3 protein-coding genes are annotated in these 2345 nt (G+C 71.0%); all 3 read right to left on the bottom strand.

The annotated features are described in order from the left end of the window. Positions 1–611: coenzyme F420-0:L-glutamate ligase (gene cofE, locus ACM2XV_RS14370; RefSeq protein WP_487027423.1), on the bottom strand; the 611-nt coding region annotated here is incomplete at its 3' end. Further along, entirely contained in the window at positions 608–1600 is a 993-nt protein-coding gene (locus ACM2XV_RS14365) for a TIGR03557 family F420-dependent LLM class oxidoreductase (protein WP_487027424.1), read from the bottom strand. The genes ACM2XV_RS14365 and cofE, both read right to left, overlap by 4 nt. Before the next feature lie 77 nt (positions 1601–1677). Next, positions 1678–2307, bottom strand: a complete 630-nt coding sequence (locus ACM2XV_RS14360; RefSeq protein WP_487027422.1) for an MOSC domain-containing protein — start codon at positions 2305–2307, stop codon at positions 1678–1680. Positions 2308–2345: the final 38 nt, after the last annotated feature.

The following is a 2345-nucleotide window of genomic DNA, read 5'->3' as shown; positions in this document are numbered from 1 at the left end:
ACCGGGCGGCCGGATGCCTTGCCCTTCACCAGATCGCCGAGGCCGGCCAGCTCATCGGCCACGACGGGCACGGTCACGGCGAGCGGGCGCCCCTGCTGGTCGGCCTGGCCGCGCAGATCGTCGACGACCAGCACCCCGGCCGCGCCGATCGCGATGTCGGTCTGCCCGATGCGCCACGCACGCCCGAGGGTGTCCGAGACGATGATTCCGAGCCGCACCCCGAACCGCTCGCGCAGCGCTGCCGCGAGCGCGCGTGCCGAGGCATCCGGGTCGACGGGCAGCAGCAGCACGGTGCCCTCGGCCGTGTTCGAGGCGTCGACGCCGGCCGCAGCGCCGACGATGCCGAGACGATTCTCGACGATGCGCGTCACCCCGCCCTCGTACGCGCGCGTCGCGACCACGCGCACCGTCTCGGCGGTGATCGCGTCTTCCCGGTCGGATGCCTCGACGATGCGCCCCTCGGCCTTCGAGAGGATCTTGCTCGTCACGACGAGGATGTCGCCGTCCAGGCATCCGTTCTCATCGTTCGCGAGCGCGTCGCCGATCAGCTGCGCCAGGTCGGCGCCCGGCGAGATCTCGGGGATGCCGTCAAGGGCCCAGGCAGAAATCATCTCGTCACCTTCGGAAGGACGTCGCGGCCGAACACGTCGACCCATTCGCGCTGGTTGCGGCCGACGTTGTGCAGGTAGATACGGTCGAAGCCGAGGTCGGCGTACCGCTGGATCGCCGCGCGGTGCACCTCGGGGTCTGACGAGATCAGCAGACGGCCCTCGAAGTCCTCGGGCCGCACCATCTTGGCGAGCTGCTCGAACTCCCACGGGCTGCGCAGATCGGCCTTCGGGAAGTGCATGCCGCCGTTCGGCCACTCGGTGAGGGCGTTGTGCACGGCCTCCTCGTCGGTCGGCGCCCACGACAGGTGCAGCTGCAGGACCTTCGTCGCGGTCTCGGGGCTGCGCCCCGACTCGCGCCGCCCCTCGGCGAACCGCTCGAGCAGCGGCCCGAGCTTGTCGACGGGCGCGCCGGTCGTGACGAGCCCGTCGGCCGTCTTGCCCGCGCGCCGCGCCGTGACCGGCCCGCCCGCTGCGATCAGGATCTCCGGCGCCGTCTCGGGCATCGACCACAGCCGGGTCGATTCGAGCTTGAAGTAGCGCCCGTCATGTTTCACATCTCGGTGGCGGATGCCCGACGCGAACAGCTTCTGGATCACCTCGACCGCCTCGAACATGCGGTTGATGCGCTCGGGGGCCTCCGGCCAGTACTGGCCGACGATGTGCTCGCTGAGCGCCTCTCCTGCGCCGATTCCGAGCCAGTGCCGGCCCGGATACATGAGGCCCAGGGTGGCACTCGCCTGGGCGACGAGTGCGGGGTGCTGCCGGAAGGTCGGCGCCGTGACCCCGGGGCCGAAGTCGCCGGTCGTGCGCTCGGCGATCGCCGTCAGCACGTTCCAGACGAACGACGAGCTGCCCTGCTGCGGAACCCAGGGCTGGAAGTGGTCGGACGCGGTCGTGCCCGAGAAGCCGTGCTGCTCGGCGTACGCGGCGAGCGCGACCGCTTCCGCCGGGCCGAACTGCTCGAGCGCGGCGCTGAACCCGATCGTCAGGCCGCCCGCTGGTCGACTCGGCGCAGCTTGACCCGCGGGTCGACTCGGCGCAGCCGAATGAAGACCGTCCGCGTCGCTCACGGGACCAATGCCGCGATCTCGGGGTGCAGCGTCTCGACGGGCTGATGCTGCGCGAGGATGCGCGCGAAGTCGACCGCCTCGCCGCGGCGCCCGGTGGCGAAGAACCGGCTCACGGTGATGCCGTGGCCCGGGGCATGAACGACCTCGATCTCATCGCCCGCGGCGATCGGCCCGCGCTCGACGACGCGGAAGTACGCGCCGGTCAGGTTCGCCTGCGTGAAGCGCTTCACCCACTGCGACTCGCCCATACGCCGCTGGAACGTCGCGCACGGTGTGCGCGGCGAGGTCACCTCGAGGATCAGCTTCTCGCCGATGCGCCAGCGCTCGCCGATCTCGGCGTGCGACACCGCGAGGCCCGAGGTGCGCAGGTTCTCACCGAAGAGGCCCGGCGGGATGTCCCGCCCGAGCTCGCCCGCCCACCAGTCTGCTTCCTCCTGCGCATAGGCGTACACCGCCTGGAAGAGCCCGCCGTGGTTCTTGCGGTCGGCCTGCACGTCGCCGTAGACGCCGTAGGCCTTGACATCGAACCGCCCGTCGACCGGCTGCTTGTCGATGGCCGTGACGCCGACGGAGCCCGAGTCCGGCAGCAGCTTCTCGACGCGGCAGAGCGCAAGCAGAGAGGGCATACAGCCATTCTCACCTGCCCGCCGCCGGGTTTTGTGGC

The organism is Gryllotalpicola sp. CP2-P1, from assembly GCF_057512245.1.
The sequence above is the reverse complement of the archived record's forward strand: the minus strand, read 5'-3'. Positions and strand labels throughout refer to the sequence as shown.